At 72.7% G+C, this 15391-nt stretch carries 14 protein-coding genes; 8 read left to right on the forward strand and 6 right to left on the reverse strand.

The annotated features are described in order from the left end of the window. Positions 1-123 precede the first annotated feature (123 nt). Positions 124-1002 carry a TerC family protein gene (locus tag ACLJN9_RS01545; RefSeq protein ID WP_410809520.1) on the forward strand — a complete coding sequence of 293 codons (879 nt, stop codon included), beginning with the start codon at positions 124-126 and terminating at the stop codon, positions 1000-1002. A 10-nt stretch (positions 1003-1012) separates the two neighbouring features. On the opposite strand, the gene ACLJN9_RS01550 is transcribed toward ACLJN9_RS01545, so the two are convergent. From ACLJN9_RS01550 to ACLJN9_RS01560, 3 genes are all read right to left on the reverse strand, one after another. After that, positions 1013-1729 carry a helical backbone metal receptor gene (locus tag ACLJN9_RS01550; protein ID WP_410809138.1) on the reverse strand — a complete coding sequence of 239 codons (717 nt, stop codon included), beginning with the start codon at positions 1727-1729 and terminating at the stop codon, positions 1013-1015. A 66-nt stretch (positions 1730-1795) separates the two neighbouring features. Beyond that, entirely contained in the window at positions 1796-2356 is a 561-nt protein-coding gene (locus ACLJN9_RS01555) for a hypothetical protein (protein ID WP_410809139.1), read from the reverse strand. Beyond that, complete coding sequence (locus ACLJN9_RS01560) at positions 2353-3195, reverse strand: Asp23/Gls24 family envelope stress response protein (protein ID WP_410809140.1); 843 nt, start codon at positions 3193-3195, stop codon at positions 2353-2355. Before ACLJN9_RS01560 ends, ACLJN9_RS01555 begins: the two co-directional genes overlap by 4 nt. A 448-nt stretch (positions 3196-3643) precedes the next feature. Between ACLJN9_RS01560 and ACLJN9_RS01565 the strand changes: the two genes are divergently transcribed. From ACLJN9_RS01565 to ACLJN9_RS01575, 3 genes are all read left to right on the forward strand, one after another. Next, complete coding sequence (locus ACLJN9_RS01565; RefSeq protein WP_410809141.1) at positions 3644-4513, forward strand: phytanoyl-CoA dioxygenase family protein; 870 nt, start codon at positions 3644-3646, stop codon at positions 4511-4513. A gap of 81 nt (positions 4514-4594) precedes the next feature. Then, entirely contained in the window at positions 4595-5473 is an 879-nt protein-coding gene (locus ACLJN9_RS01570) for a DUF2726 domain-containing protein (RefSeq protein ID WP_410809142.1), read from the forward strand. Positions 5474-5764: 291 nt separating this feature from the next. Beyond that, on the forward strand, positions 5765-7075 hold the full coding sequence (locus tag ACLJN9_RS01575; protein WP_410809143.1) for a hypothetical protein: 1311 nt from the start codon (positions 5765-5767) through the stop codon (positions 7073-7075). 144 nt (positions 7076-7219) lie between these two features. Here ACLJN9_RS01575 and ACLJN9_RS01580 read toward each other — a convergent pair whose 3' ends face one another. Then, complete coding sequence (locus tag ACLJN9_RS01580) at positions 7220-7567, reverse strand: histone-like nucleoid-structuring protein Lsr2 (RefSeq protein WP_410809144.1); 348 nt, start codon at positions 7565-7567, stop codon at positions 7220-7222. 254 nt (positions 7568-7821) lie between these two features. On the opposite strand from ACLJN9_RS01580, the gene lon reads away from it, so the two are divergent. Together lon and ACLJN9_RS01590 are read left to right on the forward strand one after the other, a co-directional pair. After that, positions 7822-10152, forward strand: coding sequence for an endopeptidase La (gene lon / locus ACLJN9_RS01585; RefSeq protein WP_410809145.1), 2331 nt, complete (start codon positions 7822-7824; stop codon positions 10150-10152). 133 nt (positions 10153-10285) lie between these two features. Beyond that, complete coding sequence (locus tag ACLJN9_RS01590) at positions 10286-10690, forward strand: DoxX family protein (protein WP_410809146.1); 405 nt, start codon at positions 10286-10288, stop codon at positions 10688-10690. 47 nt (positions 10691-10737) lie between these two features. On the opposite strand, the gene ACLJN9_RS01595 is transcribed toward ACLJN9_RS01590, so the two are convergent. Together ACLJN9_RS01595 and ACLJN9_RS01600 are read right to left on the reverse strand one after the other, a co-directional pair. Next, positions 10738-12468 carry a DEAD/DEAH box helicase gene (locus ACLJN9_RS01595; RefSeq protein WP_410809147.1) on the reverse strand — a complete coding sequence of 577 codons (1731 nt, stop codon included), beginning with the start codon at positions 12466-12468 and terminating at the stop codon, positions 10738-10740. A 49-nt stretch (positions 12469-12517) separates the two neighbouring features. Next, entirely contained in the window at positions 12518-13393 is an 876-nt protein-coding gene (locus ACLJN9_RS01600) for a hypothetical protein (protein WP_410809148.1), read from the reverse strand. Between the two features lie 132 nt (positions 13394-13525). Here ACLJN9_RS01600 and ACLJN9_RS01605 point away from each other — a divergent pair, with 132 nt between their 5' ends. Both ACLJN9_RS01605 and ACLJN9_RS01610 read left to right on the forward strand, forming a co-directional pair. Further along, the gene (locus ACLJN9_RS01605; RefSeq protein ID WP_410809149.1) at positions 13526-14680 is read left to right on the forward strand and encodes a sensor histidine kinase; all 1155 of its coding nucleotides are present in this window, start codon (positions 13526-13528) and stop codon (positions 14678-14680) included. After that, positions 14677-15282 (forward strand): DNA-binding response regulator, encoded by a 606-nt coding sequence (locus tag ACLJN9_RS01610; protein WP_410809150.1) that lies wholly within the window; start codon positions 14677-14679, stop codon positions 15280-15282. Before ACLJN9_RS01605 ends, ACLJN9_RS01610 begins: the two co-directional genes overlap by 4 nt. Positions 15283-15391: the final 109 nt, after the last annotated feature.

Consider the following 15391-nt stretch of genomic DNA (forward strand, 5'->3'; position numbering starts at 1 on the left):
AGCGGCCGGCCGGCGGGCTAGCGGGCGGCGCGCCATGGTCGACGCGGGGGGCGCCGGGTGGGTGAGGCGACGGTCGCGGTGCCGCTGTGGGCCTGGGCGGCGGTCGGCGGGGTGATCGCCGTGATGCTCGCCGTCGACGTGTTCCTGCATCGGGACAACCACGTCGTCGAGTTGCGCGAGGCGCTGCTCTGGAGCGGCGTCTGGATCACCGCGGGCCTGCTGTTCGGGCTGGTCGTCTGGTTCGGGCTCGGCGGCGGTCCCGCCGTCGCCTACTTCTCCGGCTATCTGCTGGAGAAGGCGCTCTCGGTGGACAACGTCTTCGTCTTCGCCCTCCTCTTCGGCTACTTCCGGGTGCCGCCCCGCTATCAGCACAAGGTGCTGTTCTGGGGTGTGGTGGGCGCGCTCGCGTTCCGGCTGCTGTTCATCTTCGCCGGCGCGGAGTTGCTGGACCGGCTGAGCTGGGCCGCGTTCGTGCTGGGCGCCTTCCTGATCTGGACCGGCTGGCGGCTGGCCGTACGCGGAAAACCGGACGTGGACCCGGAGCGCAACCTGGTGGTCCGGCTGTTCCGGCGAGTGGTGCCCACCGACGCCCGCTACTCCGGCGACCGGTTCACCGTCCGCGTCGACGGCCGACGCCGAGCCACCCTGCTGCTGGTGGCACTGGTCGCCATCGAGGCCACCGACGTGGTCTTCGCCATCGACTCGGTGGCGGCGATCCTCGCCATCACCACCAACACGTTCCTGGTCTGGACGGCCACCGCGTTCGCCGTGCTGGGGCTGCGCAGTCTCTACTTCTGTCTCGCCGGGTTGCTGCGGCACTTCGGCTATCTGCGCTACGGTCTGGCCCTGCTGCTCGCCTTCGCGGGCGGAAAGTTGATCCTCGCGGAAACGCCGGTGGGCAAGCTGCCGATCTGGCTGACCCTGGCGGTGGTGGTGCTGACCCTGGGTGTGTCGATCGGCGTCAGCACCCTGGCTGCCCGACGCGGACCGGCCGACCTCTGACCCGCCGTGCTCAGACCGCCCGGGACAGCTGCCCGGCCAGCAGGGCGGGCGCCTCGGCCAGGGACGGGCCGTACCAGGTGAGGTGCCGCCCGGAGAGCAGGGCGCACGGTACGCCGGGAAACGCCTCCGGCCCGTCGTCGGCCGTGAACCGGTACGGCTCGTCGGGCAGCACCACCAGCTCCGGCTTCCGCTCGCGCAGGTCGGCCAGGCTCGGGCGGGGATAGCGCTCGGGCTGCTGGTCGTACGCGTTGACCACGCCGAGCCGGCGCAGCACGTCACCGGCGAAGGTGTCGCTGCCGAGCACCACCCATGGTCGACGCCAGACCGGCACCACCACCCTGCGCGGCGGCGCGAGTCGGGGCGGGGCCTCCCACGCCCGGCGAGCCGCCCGCAGCCAGGGTGGTTCCGTCGGCGCACCCAACTCGGTCAGCAGCTCGGCCAGCTCGGTCAGTGCGCCGGCAACGGTTCGCGGATAGGTGACCCGCACCGGTACGCCCGCCGCCCGCAGCGCCTCCGCGTCGGCGAGGCGGTTCTCCTCCTCGTTCAGCAGGACCAGATCCGGCCGCAGGGCGCGCACCCGGTCCAGGTCCGGGTACTTGCTGCCGCCGACCCGGGCGACGTCCAGCCCGGCCGGATGGCTGCACCAGTCGGTGGCGCCGACCAGCGCCTCCGGCAGCGTCAGCGCCACCGCCTCGGTCAGCGACGGCACCAGTGACACCACGCGCATCCCGCGCACCTCCGTCCGTTCCCCGTCCCGGTACCGATCATGCCCGGGGGGCCGGCTCGGCGAGGGTCAGGGTCCGCCGGGTTCGATCCGGGCGGTCACGTCGAGGTGCGCCGGTTGGCAGTCGGCGGTCGTCGCGAACCGGCGAACCGCGTCGTGGACGTGCTCGCGTACGCCAGCGGCCCGGGCGTCGGCCGTCATGTCCACCCGGATCCACACATCGGGGCGCGGCGGTGTGCCGGAGAGGATCACTCGGGCGCGGTGTACACCGGCGTTTCCGGTCAGGTCGCGTTCCAGCGCACGGGTGAGGACCTCGGCGGCCAGCCGGGTGCGGCCGGGCCGGCGCCCGGGGTGGCTCAGGATGCCCCGGAGTGCCCGGTCGGGCCGGCGCGGCGCCCGGTTCAGTAGCTGCAGCCCGGCGAGGGCGAGCAGCACTCCGACGACCGCCGCCGCCAGGGTGCTCCATGGCGCCGCCAGTCGCCACGGGTTCAGCAGCCCGGCACCGAGCAGTACCGCGCCGGGGTCGCCGACGGGCAGCTCGCCGAAGCTGACGGCGAGCGCGACGCCTCCACCCGCCACCAGCAGCAGCGCGATGATGGTCCACAACAGTCGGTGCGCGGCGTCGCTCACGAGGGCCGCCCACCGGACCGCAGCAGGATGTCGACCTGGCCGGTGCCGGGCGCGGCGAGTCGCTGCAGCTCCTGGCGCACCGCGAACTCGACCTCGGCGTGTGCCGCCGGGTCACCGCTGGCGCGGACCCGGGGACGCCACTGGTCGCCTCGTCGCCGGACCCGCACCCTTGCTCGGCGTACGCCTGGCACGGTGTCCGTCGTCTCGGCCAGCCGGCGCTCCAGACAGCGGCGGTGCAGGTGCCAGCCGTCCCGTTCGTCGACGCGCAGACCCACCGGCCTCCAGCGGCGCAGCTGGGCGACCAGGATGGCCAGCCCCAGCAGGACCACCCCGCCGGCGAACACCCGGACCGGTGGGTCCCGCCACCGGGTGCCGGTCAGCGCGTCGTACCAGCCGGGTGGGGCGAGCAGTGGCGTCGGACGGCCCATCGTGACCAGTAGCGCCTGCACGGCCAGCAGCGCGCCACCGGCGAGCAGGGCGGCAGCCAGCAGCAGTGTGGCGACCCGGTTGGCTGTCCGCATGTCAGCCTCCGGCCGTCTGGCCGGTGGCCTCGTCCCGGCGCCGTCCGCGCCGGGAACGAGCAGGTCGTCCACCGTGACCGTCACCGCGGCTACGGTGAGCCCGGTTTCAGCGGCTATCCGGTCGGCGACCACCCCCCGGACCGCCTCGGCGACGGCGGGCACGCTGTGCCCGTACGAGGTGACCAGGTGCAGGTCGAGGCCAACGGACCGGTCGCCCAGTCGCACGGAGGATGGATGGGCACCGGACACGCCCGGCACCTGGCCGGCCGCGTCGGCCGCGATCCTCGCGACGTCCGGCGCCCCGGTGACACCGCGCACCCGCCGTTCCGCGTTGACGCGCCGACTGTTGCCGGTGCTCAGTTTCCCGCCGACGGTGCCGATCCTTCGCGAAGAGCCGGAGGGAGGGGCGGACGGCCGGGTGGCGACGGGCCGCTGGGGGAGTCGGTGGTGCCGCCCGGTCCGATCCGCGCGGGGTCGCCGGAGGATGGTCGGATCACCGGCCCGGCGAGGTCGGCGAGGGTGGTCGGTCTGGCGCGGGCGGGTGCCCGGACCACTGTCGGCGAGGCTGCCGAACTGCTGTCGCGACATGGTGACCTCCCGGCCGGCCCGCTACCGGCGACCCCGCTGGATACACCGGGCGGGGGCCTCCGGAACGCGGTTTTCCTGTGATCCCGGTCACGGCGATCCAGCGCTGGCGTCGTCGGACCGCCCTTGACACGCTTCTACAACGTTGTAAGGCTCACTGGGTATCCCGAGGAGGCCCTCAGTGCGCGTTCCCCCAGTCGCGGCGGCACCCGTCGCCAACCCTGCGCCCGCCGGCGACGACGAGGTACCCACCGAGGCACTCGGTGACCTCTACCGCGACGGCATCACGGCCTGCCGGGCCGCCTTCGACCCGGCCTGGGTCGAGCGGGTCGGCGACGACGTGTTCGCCGCGTTCGAGGAGGCGCGTTCGCGCCCCGACGGGGCCGTCGGTCGCGGCCCGCAGCGTTGGTACGTGGAGATCCACCCGGAGCAGCTGCGCGGCTTCGTCGAGCTGGTCACCCATCCATGGGTGGTGTCGGTCTGCCGGGCGGTCCTCGGCCCGGAGTACGAGATCGTCGAGCTGGGCTTCGACATCCCCTTCCCCGGGGCGGCCATGCAGCCCTGGCACCGGGACTTCCCGATGCCGGGAGAGACCCGGCGACAGCGCCGGCTCACCTCGCTGGCGTTCAACCTGACGACCGTGGACACGGTGGAGGAGATGGGGCCGTTCGAGATAGCCCCGGGCACCCAGTGGGACGACGGCGTCGACTTCGACCACGGCATGTTCCCGCCGCGGGAGCGCCACCCCCGCTACCAGCAGCGGGCGGTGCGCAAGTACCCGCAGCGCGGGTACATTTCCGCCCGATCGGCGCTGACCATCCACCGGGGCACCCCGAACGTCTCCCGGTCTGCCCGTCCGGTGCTCGTGCTCGGCGTGGACGCGCCCGGCGCTGGTAACGCGGCCCACCACGACATGGCCGTCACCCACGGCTACCGGGAGAGCCTGCCCGAGCTGGTCCGGGCGCACCTGCCCTGCCCGGTCGTGCAGCGGCTGGAGCCGATCCGGCAGAAACACACCATCGAGGGCCTGGTGATGGGCGCCGCCGAGTAACCCGCGACCGCCGGGACCGCGCGCCACGATCGACCACCTAGACTCGGCCCGGCGCGACCGACCGGCGGATGGATCAGGCAGATGACGAGCACCGTCAGTGACGACCGCGGCTGGCTGCGGGCGACGCCCGCCGACGATGCGCTGCTCACCCGCGCCGGCCATCGCGTGTACCCGGCGCGCCGGCTCAGCGAGCTGGTCCAGGGGCGTCCGCCGGGCGTCACCGGCAGCCAGTGGAGTTCGGCCAGCCGAGCCGCCTTCGACTTCGTGATCTGCGCCGCCGACAGCGGTCGGCCCACCGTCGCGGTCGAGATCGGCCCGATCGCCCCGGTCGGATCGGCGGAGCAGCGCGCCGAACGACTCAAGGACGCGGTGAGCGCCGCCGTCGGCCTGCCCGTGCTGCGCATCGGCTCGTCGACGCTGCGAGCGGCCGAGCACGGCCGACGCCTGGTGGAGTACGTCATCGACGCGCGAACCTACGCGTCGGGCGAGGCCGGCGGGAACACGTCCGGGGACGAGGCCGCCCCGGTGGGCTTCCGGGACATCCTCGGGCGGCTGCCGGACGGCCGCCCCGGACCGGTCAACGACCTCGGCGCGCTGACCCGTGCGGCGGCTGTCGAGGCGTACGTGGCGCGGCGGCTGGCCGACCCGATCGTGCGGGGTCTGCACGTGCGCTGGGCGGACGGCCCCGCGCAGGGGTGGAGCTGGGTGCACGTACGCCCCGACGCGTGCCTGGTGCAGCGGGTGTCGGTGACCGAACACCGCTTCTCCTGCGGTGTCGACGCGGCCCGGCTGGCCGAGGACCTCGCCACGGTCGCCGTGGGGGACCGGCTGCGCGCAGCGGAGACCGCTGAACCGCAACTGCTGCCGCGGGCCGAATTGACCGCCGAGATCGTCGCGCTGAGCCGGCGCCGGCACGAGTTGGTGGGTGGCTTCGCCTTCGACCACCTGTGTGCCGACTGACCGCCACCCGTTTTCCCCGCTGAACCCTCTCCGCACCGGCTCCCCGCCGCGTCGCGGCATTTTTCCGTGCGCCGTTGAACCTTCCCGGCCGCCGTCCCGTACTCCTGCGCGAATGAACAGGATCTCCCCATCCGCGTCGACCGGACGCGGCAGGCGATGCGGAAAGGGCATCGTCGGCCATCGACACGTTACCGGGTAGGTCGCGGTGTCGTCGCCGTGGCGTGCCATCTCACATCCGTCGGTCCGCCGAGGGCAGGAATCCACTACCGGATCGAGAAGGAGAGCAATTCGATGCGCAGGTCCACACGGGCGCGCCGGTCATCCGGTAACGCGCGGAGCAAGCGTCTGCTGGCCGTTGTCGGCACGCTCGTGGTCTTCGGCGGAGTTGTCGCCGTGACCCAGATTTCGTCGGCTCAGGACCGGCGGACGAACAAGCCGCGGCCGGCTTCGGGGCAGTGCGTACAGCCGAGCCCGGGCGCGACCGCGCCGACCGGTGACGGTTCGACCACCCGGACCTGGCAGAACGGTCGTTGGGTACGTAACCACTGGGGTGACGGGCAGCAGTCGGTCGCCGAGTGTGAGGACGGTAAGGACGGCACCACGGGCACCGGCTCTGCCGTCGCCTGCCCAGACGTGACGGCGAAGCTGCCGCAGGTGCCCGCCCGGGCCCGGGCCGAGGTGGATCGCAACCTCGCGCAGTTGCAGAGTCAGATCGCGGAGGCCGACCGCCGGCTCGCCGCCGAGGGCAGCAAGGGCGAGGCCTTCATCCGCAACTCGATCCTGCAACCGCTGGCCGCCAAGCGACGCGCGGTGCTGGACCGGATCACGATCGCCATCGACCGCGCGGGTCCACGCCCGCAGGGGCTCGCGCAGCTCGCCGAGTGCCAGGTGCAGCCGACCGGCAACACGGGCGGCGGCACCAACGGTGGCGGTAACAACGGTGGCGGTAACAACGGTGGTAACACCGGCGGCGGCAACAATGGTGGTAACACCGGTGGCGGTAACAACGGCGGTAACAACGGTGGCGGTAACAACGGCGGTAACGCCCCCGGCGCCGGTCTCGGCGTGTTGGCCAACGACTGCGACAAGAGTCAGCTCGAGGCGCACGACGGCTTCCAGAAGGGCAACCGCTGTGTGAGCACCGAGTTCGGTGAGGTCGGCGCGGCAGCCAACAACCCGTCGCTGCTGATCACGCAGTTCCCCGGACAGGTCGGCCGTAACCAGGCCTTCACCCTGCGGGTCAGCACCCGCAACCTGATCCGGGACCGCTTCCTCGCGGCTGGTCAGGGCGGGTACTACGTGGAGAGCTCGCTGCTCAACGACCAGGGTCTGGTCCGTGGCCACTTCCACACGGCCTGCCGGATGCTGGACAGCCTGACCGCCCCGCCGGAGCCGCAGGAGGTGCCCGCGTTCTTCGTCGCCACCGAGGACGGACGCGGAGGCGCCCAGCCGGACGAGGTGACCATCCAGATCCCGGGTCTGCCGGAGTCGGGCACCGCGCAGTGCGCGGTCTGGGCTGGCGACGGATCGCACCGGCTGCCGATGATGGAACGCGCCAACCAGACCCCGGCCTTCGACGCGGTGCGCATCGAGGTCAACTGATTCTGAGTCGACCAGCGGCGGCCGGTCGCCCGGGGCGAACAGCCCGGGGTGACCGGCCGCCGCCGTGTCGGCCGGAAAGACGGCCGCGGACAATCTGACGGGGTCACGCCGTTCTTGGCGGGACCCCGTCTGTGCGTCGTTCGATCAGCGCTTCTTGTACGCCTCGACCACCTCGACCGGGATGCGACCCCGTTCGGAAATCTTGTAGCCGTTCTTGATGGCCCATTCCCGGACGGCCCGGTTCTGCTCCCGATCCATTCCGGCACCGCTGGGTCGCCCCGGCCGCCGGACTGTCCGAGTGCTCTCCACCGGACCTCGCCCGATCCGCCGACCCGCATTGATGTACGGATCCAGAGCCTTGCGCAGAACGCCGGCATTCTCGTCCGAGACGTCGATCGTGTAGGCCACGCCGTCGAGACTGAACTCGACCGTCCGGTCTGCCTTCCCACCGTCGAGGTCGTCGGTCAGCACCGTGATTACTTTTCTCGCCATTGCCGATTACTCCCTGTGTGTGGCGGGATGTGTCCAAAGTCTGACCCACCACCCGGGGAAACCGCAACAATATGCGTCCTTTTCATTTCGGCGCGTCGCGATTGCGCGGCTGAGCAAAACCGCGAAGAGGGCCTTGAATGTGGTGGGCGATCCTGCTCCGGCGGATCGAGTGGCCTGGGTCACACCTCGGAACAAGGGGAACGCTTTGTTACTTGAGTGAGACACGCTCAACTCAACGTGATAGCAGGTGTTCGATGGCAACTCTTCCGGTACTTCCCCTGACCGACGCCGTGCTCCTGCCCGGCATGGTCATCCCGGTGACCCTCGACCCGACCACCCAGGCCGCGGTCGACGCAGCCCGCGCGTCCGGCGACCGCAGGCTGCTCGCCGTGCCCCGCATCGACGGCGAGTACGGCCCGGTCGGCGTGGTCGCCACCATCGAGAAGGTCGGCCGGCTGCCCGAGGGCGAGCCCGCCGCCGTCATCCGTGGCCTGTCCCGTGCCCGGATCGGCTCCGGCGTGCCCGGCCCCGGCGCGGCCCTCTGGGTCGAGGCGACCGAACTCGACGAACCCGCTCCCGCCGGACGTGCCCGGGAACTCGCCCGTGAGTACCGCGCCCTGGTGACCTCCGTGCTCCAGCAGCGGGGCGCCTGGCAGGTCATCGACGCGGTGGAGCGGATGACCGACCTCTCCGAGTTGGCCGACTCGGCCGGCTACGCGCCGTGGCTGACCCTGGAGCAGAAGACCGAACTGCTCGCCGCGCCGGACGTCACCGCCCGGCTCGAGCTGCTGGTCGGCTGGGTGAAGGACTACCTGGCCGAGCAGGAGGTCACCGAGCAGATCAACAGCGATGTCCGCGAGGGACTGGAGAAGTCCCAGCGGGAGTTCCTGCTGCGCCAGCAGCTCGCCGCGATCCGCAAGGAGCTGGGTGAGGACGAGCCGGACGGCTCGGCCGACTACCGGTCCCGGGTCGAGTCCGCCGAGCTGCCCGACAAGGTCCGCGAGGCGGCCCTGCGCGAGGTCGGCAAGTTGGAGCGGGCCAGTGACGCCTCTCCGGAGGCGGGCTGGATCCGTACCTGGTTGGACACCGTGCTCGAGATGCCGTGGGGCACGCGTACCGAGGACAACACCGACCTCGGCGCGGCCCGGGCGGTGCTCGACGCCGACCACGCCGGCCTGGCCGATGTGAAGGACCGCATCCTGGAGTACCTGGCGGTGCGCAACCGGCGCGCCGAGCGCAACCTCGGCGTGGTCGGCGGTCGCGGCTCCGGCGCGGTGCTCGCCCTCGCCGGACCTCCCGGAGTGGGCAAGACGAGCCTCGGCGAGTCCGTCGCCCGGGCTCTCGGGCGCAACTTCGTGCGGGTGTCGCTCGGCGGCGTGCGCGACGAGGCCGAGGTCCGCGGCCACCGGCGTACCTACGTCGGCGCGCTGCCCGGTCGGATCGTGCGTGCGCTGCGCGAGGCCGGCTCGATGAACCCGGTCGTGCTCCTCGACGAGGTGGACAAGCTGGCCGCCGGCTACGCCGGCGACCCGGCCGCCGCCCTGCTGGAGGTGCTCGACCCGGCCCAGAACCACACCTTCCGGGACCACTACCTGGAGGTCGACCTGGACCTGTCCGACGTGCTCTTCCTGGCCACCGCGAACGTGGTGGAGTCCATCCCCGGCCCGCTGCTGGACCGGATGGAGCTGGTGACCCTCGACGGGTACACCGAGGACGAGAAGGTCGCCATCGCCCGGGACCACCTGCTGCCCCGGCAGCGGGAGCGGGCCGGGCTGACGCCCGACGAGGTGAGCGTCGCCGACGAGGCCCTGGCGCTGATCGCGGGGGAGTACACCCGGGAGGCCGGCGTACGGCAACTCGAACGTGCCCTGGCCAAGATCCTGCGCAAGGTCGCGGTGGGGCTGGCGACCGACCCGACGCCGGTACGCGTCGACACCGGGAATCTGACCGGCTACCTGGGCCGGCCCAAGTTCACCCCGGAGTCGGCCGAGCGCACCGCCGTGCCCGGCGTGGCCACCGGTCTCGCCGTCACCGGCGCCGGTGGTGACGTGCTCTTCATCGAGGCGACCAGCATGGAGGGCGAGCCGGGGCTGACCCTGACCGGCCAGCTCGGTGACGTGATGAAGGAGTCGGCACACATCGCCCTGTCGTACCTGCGCTCGAACGGGCGGCGGTTCGGCATCGACCCGAACGTCCTGGCCGGGCGCCGGATCCACGTCCACTTCCCGGCGGGCGCGGTACCCAAGGACGGCCCGAGCGCCGGCATCACGATGGTGACCGCGCTGGCGTCGCTGGTCACCGGACGCCCGGTCCGCCCCGAGTTCGGGATGACCGGCGAGGTGACGCTCTCCGGACGGGTGCTGCCGATCGGCGGGGTGAAGCAGAAGCTGCTCGCCGCGCACCGCGCCGGCCTCACCGAGGTGATCATCCCGGCCCGCAACGAGCCCGACCTGGACGACCTGCCGACCGAGGTGCGCGAGGCGCTGACCGTGCACACCCTGGCCGACGTGGCCGACGTGCTCGCCCTGGCCCTGCGCCCGGCCGAGGTCACGGCGCTGGACGGTCCGGCGCTGTTCGCGGTCTGACGCTCCGAACACCAGGACCCCCGCCGTTCCCGGCAACGGCGGGGGTCCTGCCGGTACGCGGACAGGTCTACTGTCTCGCTTGAACCCTCAACTACCTGTCCGCCGCGAGGCGGCACCCCCGGAGGAAATCCCCGTGAACGTGGTCCTTTGGATCATCCAGATCCTGCTCGCCGTCGTCTTCGGCGGTGCCGGCGTCGCCAAGCTGACCCAGCCCAAGGAGAAGCTGCGCGACCGGATGGGTTGGGTGGACCCGGTCCCGCCGACCCAGGTCAAGGCGCTCGGCGCCGTCGAGCTGTTGGCCGCCATCGGGCTCGTGCTGCCCGCCCTCACCGGCATCGCCACCGTGCTCACCCCGCTCGCCGCGGTCGGTCTGGTCATCGTCATGATCGGCGGCATCCTGGTGCACCTGCGCGACCTGAAGAAGCAGGACACGGCGGACCGACGTCGGACCGAGATCCAGGGCGCGATCACCTGCGTGGTGCTGCTCGTCCTCGCCGCCGTGGTGGCCTGGGGCCGATTCGGCCCGTACTCCTTCTGAACCGTGACGCCGGCGACCGTCGTACCCGGCGGTCGCCGGCGGCGCCCTCAGCGGTGCTCGCCGCCGCGATCCCGGCGCACGGTGGCCTTGCGGCCCTTGATGGTGCTGGAACGCAGCCCCGAGATCACCTCGTCGGCCACGCCCTGCGGCACCTCCACCAACGAGAACCGGTCGGCGATCTCGATCGAGCCGATGTCGCGGCCGTTGATGCCGGTCTCCCCGGTGATCGCGCCGACCAGATCCTGCGGTCGCACCCCGGCGCGCCGTCCCAGGCCGACGAAGACCTGGACGGTGTTACCGCCCACGCGGGGCCGGCCCCCGCCGCGCCGGTCGCCGCCCCGACCGCCGGTCTCGGGTCGACCCTCGCGCGGGCCGCGCACCGGCACCTGCGGGATCTCCTCCTCGTCGTCCGCGCCCGGCGAGGTCACCTCGTGGGCCAGCTTGACGGCGGCGAGGGCGACCTCCATCAGGTCGAACTCGTCGGTCAGCGTCTCCACGATCACCCGGAACGGGTCGAGGTCGTCCTCCAGCAGGCTCTCCCGCAGCGCCCCCTGGGTCAACTCCAGTCGCCGGGTGCGCATGTCGGCCACCGTGGGGATCTTGTCGATGGTGATCCGCTGGCCGGTCACCCGCTCGATGGTCTTCAACATCCGGTGCTCGCGCGGTTCGGCGAGAGTGATGGCCACGCCCTCCCGGCCGGCCCGGCCCACCCGGCCGATCCGGTGCACGTACGACTCCGGCGCCGACGGCACGTCGTAGTTGACCACGTGGCTGAGCTGCTCGATGTCCAGCCCGCGGGCCGCCACGTCGGTGGCCACCAGCAGGTCGGCGGTGCCCGCCCGCAGCCGCCCCATGACCCGGTCGCGCTGCTCCTGACTCATCCCGCCGTGCAGCGCCTCGGACCGGTAACCGCGGCCGTTCATCGTCTCGGTGAGCCGGTCGACCTCCTCCCGGCTGCGGCAGAACACGATCGCGGCGGTGGGTGACTCCACATCCAGTACCCGGCCCAGGGCGGCCGGTTTGTGCGCCCGGGTCACGATGTAGGCGCTCTGCCGCACCCGGGGCGCCTCACCGGCCACCGTCTGCTCCCGGCCGATCTCGATCCGGACCGGTTCGCGCAGGTGCTGCCGCGCCATCCCGTCGATGCGGGACGGCATGGTGGCCGAGAAGAGCACCGTCTGGCGCTGCGCGGGGGCGTGCTCCAGGATCGCCTCGATGTCCTCGGCGAAACCCATGTCGAGCATCTCGTCGGCCTCGTCGAGCACCACCGTGGCCAGCCCACCCAGCCGCAGAGTGCCCCGGGCGATGTGGTCGAGGGCCCGCCCGGGGGTGGCCACCACCACGTCGACCCCGCTGTCCAGTGCCCGCAACTGCCGCCCGATCGGCTGCCCGCCGTAGATCGGCAGCACCCGCGCGCCCAACTCCTTGCCGTACCGGTGGAACGCCTCGGACACCTGCACCGCCAGCTCCCGGGTCGGCACCAGCACCAGCGCCACCGGGTCGCCGCCCTGCCGGTGGGCCGGCATCCGGTGCAGCAGCGGCAGCGCGAACGCCGCCGTCTTGCCGGTGCCGGTGGCCGCCTGACCCAGCAGGTCCCGACCCTCCAGCAGCGGCGGGATCGCCTCCCGCTGGATGGGGGTGGGCTCCTCGTAACCGAGGGCGGCCAGCGCGCCCAGCAGTTCGGCGCGCAGCCCGAGCTCCGTGAAGGCGAGTGCCTCGTCGGTGCCGTCGGGGGTGGTGTCGGTAGGTGCGTCGTGCTGTGCAGGTGCGGAACTCATGTGCCAAGCCTTTCATCACCCCGCGGGAGCCGCTGCGCCGACCGGCACATCAACCATCGGTGCCGAGGATCGCCACGATCATCATGCCGGCGAGCGCCGTGTCCAGGACTCCGCACCACTCGGCGTAGCCGCGCGGCACCACCCGGGCGGTCCGGTGGTGCACCAGGTCCCATCCGGCGTGCGCCAGCCAACCGAACGCCACCAGCCAGGCGGCCGTCCGTCCGCCGACCGTGACCGCGACCAGCGTCAGGGCGACCCAGCCGGCCAGGCCGAGGAGTTGGGTGGCGAGCACACCCGGCCCGCGCAGGGTACGGCGGACCAGGCCGATCACCAGATAGCCGCCGGGCAGCACCAGCATCGTCCACGGGCTGAGCACTCCCGGATCGATCCACATGTCCACCGTCACCAGCAGCGCCAGACCGGTCGGCCAGCGGCGGGCGAGCGCCACCACGGCCGGGTGCCGCCGTACCGGCGCGGGCGCCTCGTGCCGGTGCCGCACCGCCACCAGCACCATGGCCGGCACCATCAGCAGGTGACCGCCGACCATCAGCGCGTCGGCATCCAGCAGGCCGGTCCACAACGGTACGAGCAGCAGCAGGAAGGGGACGTACATCGCGGCGGCCATCTCGACGACCCCACGCCAGTGGTGCGCCCGGTGGCGCATCCACACCGTCATGCCGGCGGTCATGTTCGTGGCCATCACCAGCGCGGCCACGTCCGGGCGGGCCAGCGCACCAGTGGCCCCCAGCGCGATGCCGGCCACCTTCCACAGCGGCCCGAGCAGCAGCATCCCGGCGACCATCGCGAGCGCCATCTCGCCCAGGTGCCACAGCAGCCGCCGAACGCTTCCGCCCCGCTGGTGGATCGGCAGCGATGCGGGCGGCGGTACGACGATGGTGTCCGCGTACATCCGTGTCTTCTCCATGCCGTCGAGCCTGCTGGCCTTCCGGCGTCGCGAGAAGATCCGTCCGTCACCGGAATTCTGTGCGGACCGCACGGTCCAACCGTGACAGTTCGCAGGGGTGGACCGGGCGTCGTCCGGTTCTAGGATCGGTGCGTGGCGAGCGAGGCGGTGACTCCCCGGGCGGACCGCCGGCTGCGTCGGGCCCGGCAGGCGACCCTGCTGTCGCTGGCCACCGGCGTCTGGGCGAGCGTCCTGCTGCCGGCGGTCGGTCTGACCCGCGACCCGGACGCCGGTCGCGTCGCGCTCGGCGCCGTCGGCATCCTCGCCTTCGCGGCCACCCAGACCGCTGTGCTGTACGCGGCGGTCACCCCGTGGCTCGCGCAACGGTGGCGACGCCGTGCCCAGCTCGGCCTCGCCGTCGTGGCGGCGCTGACCGTACCGCTGGTGGCCCCGGTGGCCGCGGGGCTCTGGCCGACCTGGGCGTGGATCGGGGCTTCCCTGGTCGGGATGGCCCCGCTCCTGGTCCGTCTCCCGGCCGCGTTGGCGGTCACCGCGGCGACCCTGCTCGTGTCGGCGGGCGTGGCCGGATGGACCGGCGGCGCGGTCTGGCGGTACCTGGCCGTGACCGGCGGGATCGGGGTGGCGGTGGCGGCCGTCAACTGGTTCCAGGTCTGGTTCTGGGACCTCCTGGTGGAGGCCCGGCAGGGTCAGGCCGCCCAGGCCCGGCTCGCTGCCGCCGAGGAGCGGCTGCGCTTCGCCCGCGACGTGCACGACGTGCTGGGCCACAGCCTCACCGTGATCGCGTTGAAAGCTGAACTCGCCGCCCGGCTCGCGCCCGTCGACCCGGAGCGGGCCGGCCGGGAGGCCACCGAGGTGCAGCGGCTCGCGGCCTCGGCGTTGACCGAGGTCCGCGAGACGGTGCACGGCTACCGCGCGATCGACCTCGGCGACCAGTTGGCCGCCGTGGCGGAGGTCCTGCGCTCCTGCGGGGTGCGCTGCACGGTCGGAACGCCGCCGGCCGACCTGCCACAACCCACCGCCGCCGAGCTGGCGGCGGTGCTCCGCGAGGCGGGCACGAACGTGCTGCGGCACAGCCGGGCGGACTGGTGCCGCATCCGCATCGACCGGAACGAGACCGTGGCCAGGATGACCGTGATCAATGACGGCGCAGACGACCGGGGCCCGGACCAGCACAGCCATGGCCTGCGCGGCCTCGCTGACCGGCTCGCCGCCGCCGGGGGAGAGCTGCGGGTACGCCGGGAGAACGCGGTGTTCACCCTGGAAGCCACAGTGCCGGTGGCGTCGTGATCCGCGTCCTGCTCGCCGACGACGAGGACCTGATCCGGGTCGCCGTGGCCGCCCTGCTCGGGTTGGAGCCGGACATCGAGGTGGTGGCCCAGGCCGCCGACGGACCGGCGGCGGTCACCGCGACACTGGCGCACCGCCCGGACGTGGCCGTCGTGGACCTGGAGATGCCCGGCCTGGACGGCATCGCGGTGGCCGCCGAGCTGACCCTGGCCCGACCTGAGTGCGCGGTGGTCGTGCTGACCGGGCACGGCCGCCCGGGGCACCTGCGCCAGGCGCTGACGGCGGGCGCGCGGGGTTTTCTGCCCAAGGGTTCGCCCGGTGGTGCGCTCGCCGACGTGATCCGCAGGGTGCACGCCGGCGGCCGGTACGTCGACCCGTCGCTGGCCGCCGACGCGTTGACCCTGCCCGCGTGCCCGCTGACCCCTCGGGAGCTGGAGACGCTGCGGCTGGCCGAGTTCGGCGCACCGGTCGCGGTGATCGCCCGGCGGGTGCACCTGTCCACCGGCACCGTCCGCAACCACCTCTCCGCCGCCGTGCAGAAACTCGGCTCGGCCGGCCGGGCCGAGGCGGTACGCACGGCACGAGACAACGGCTGGCTCTGACCATCGAGCCCAGCACCGACCCAACTCGACGAAAGGCCCTCGGCTGTCCGGCCGCGGGCCTTCCGTCGACCGAACCGGCCTCGAGGTGCGGCTCGATCCCGATCGGCAG

The organism is Micromonospora sp. 067-2, from assembly GCF_046549295.1.
GTDB lineage: Bacteria > Actinomycetota > Actinomycetes > Mycobacteriales > Micromonosporaceae > Micromonospora.

Coding starts and splice junctions, on each gene's coding strand:
- ACLJN9_RS01595 (WP_410809147.1), bottom strand. CDS start 12,468: ATGAGTTCCGCACCTGCACAGCACGACGCACCTACCGACACCACCCCC.
- ACLJN9_RS01600 (WP_410809148.1), bottom strand. CDS start 13,393: ATGGAGAAGACACGGATGTACGCGGACACCATCGTCGTACCGCCGCCC.
- ACLJN9_RS01570 (WP_410809142.1), top strand. CDS start 4,595: ATGACGAGCACCGTCAGTGACGACCGCGGCTGGCTGCGGGCGACGCCC.
- ACLJN9_RS01580 (WP_410809144.1), bottom strand. CDS start 7,567: ATGGCGAGAAAAGTAATCACGGTGCTGACCGACGACCTCGACGGTGGG.
- ACLJN9_RS01550 (WP_410809138.1), bottom strand. CDS start 1,729: ATGCGCGTGGTGTCACTGGTGCCGTCGCTGACCGAGGCGGTGGCGCTG.
- ACLJN9_RS01545 (WP_410809520.1), top strand. CDS start 124: ATGCTCGCCGTCGACGTGTTCCTGCATCGGGACAACCACGTCGTCGAG.
- ACLJN9_RS01575 (WP_410809143.1), top strand. CDS start 5,765: ATGCGCAGGTCCACACGGGCGCGCCGGTCATCCGGTAACGCGCGGAGC.
- lon (WP_410809145.1), top strand. CDS start 7,822: ATGGCAACTCTTCCGGTACTTCCCCTGACCGACGCCGTGCTCCTGCCC.